Source organism: Streptomyces sp. NPDC059909, from assembly GCF_042730885.1.
GTDB lineage: Bacteria > Actinomycetota > Actinomycetes > Streptomycetales > Streptomycetaceae > Streptomyces.
This window is the reverse complement of record NZ_JBHWKX010000276.1, coordinates 1-1,036: the sequence shown is the minus strand read 5'-3', so window position 1 is coordinate 1,036 and position 1,036 is coordinate 1. Positions and strand designations below refer to the sequence as shown.

Sequence of the window (1,036 nt, the reverse complement as noted above, 5' to 3'; positions counted from 1 at the left end):
GTGACTGGTTTGGTGGTCAGGCTGGAATGGGGATCCAGGCTCCTCGGCCGTCGAAGAGCTGGGTAACCACGTCGAGCAGGTTCTTGCCCTGTTTCGCGGCGGTGGACAGGTAGCCGCGCACGGCGAAGAAGCGTTCGGCGCCGAGCATCGTGCGCCAACCGCCGGAGATCTTCTGCTGGACCTTGGCCATGCGGATGGCCTGTTCGCTGGTGTTGTTGTCGAAGGGGACGCGCCAGTCGAAGGCGAACCGGAGCACCTGGTCGCGTTCGGTGTCGAGGCGGTCGAGCAGGTTCGCGGCCTTGGGCCGCTTCCCGCGGGGTTGTCCGGGGGCGCGGGGCGGATGCAGCGTCCGCCCGGCGGCGATGATCTCCTCGTAGCGGGCCGTGATGCGCTCGAGTTTGTCCACGGTGAAGCCGGTGGCGTGCTCGTGTGCGGCCCGGATGTCCTTGATCTGGTCCCAGACCTCCACCAGCAGCGTGGCGAGGTCGTCGGCCCAGTCCTGGGGTGCATCGGCGGGCACGTTGTCCGTCACGGCGGCGAGTTCGCGCAGGTGGTGGGCGTTGCACAGGGCGTGGACGGCGTCGGTGTAGGTCTTGTAGGGCTTCCAGCCGTCGTGGACCGCGATCCCGCCGAAGTGCGGCAGGACTCCCATCGTCTCGAACGCCTGCACTCCGCGTTTGGTGTGGACCTGGTAGAGCGTCAGCGTGCGGGTGCAGGCGGTGTGCACCCAGCAGGTTCGCCCGGCAACGCGGGTTCCGGTCTCGTCGAAGCCGACCACCTCGCACTCGGTCAACTGCTGTCGGACCGCTTCGGTGTGCGCGGCCACCGCCTCGGCGGCGGTGGCGTTCCACGTCATCAGGGTCGAGGTGGCCACGTCCGCGCCCAGGCAGTCGGCCAGCAGTTCGGTGCACCGCTCGTACGGCAGGTGCTGGCGGGTGGACAGGTACACCGCGAGGGCCTTCAGGCGCGGCCCGTACTGGGCCGGGGAGGCCACCGGGGCCGGCGGGGACGCGGCGGTGACCTGCCCGCAGCCGCA

At 69.8% G+C, this 1,036-nt stretch carries 1 protein-coding gene; it reads right to left on the bottom strand.

The features are described 5' to 3' along the window. Nucleotides 1-16 precede the first annotated feature (16 nt). Nucleotides 17-1,036 (bottom strand): IS66 family transposase (gene tnpC / locus ACFV9O_RS40820; protein WP_385428240.1); only part of this gene is annotated, 1,020 nt, incomplete at its 5' end.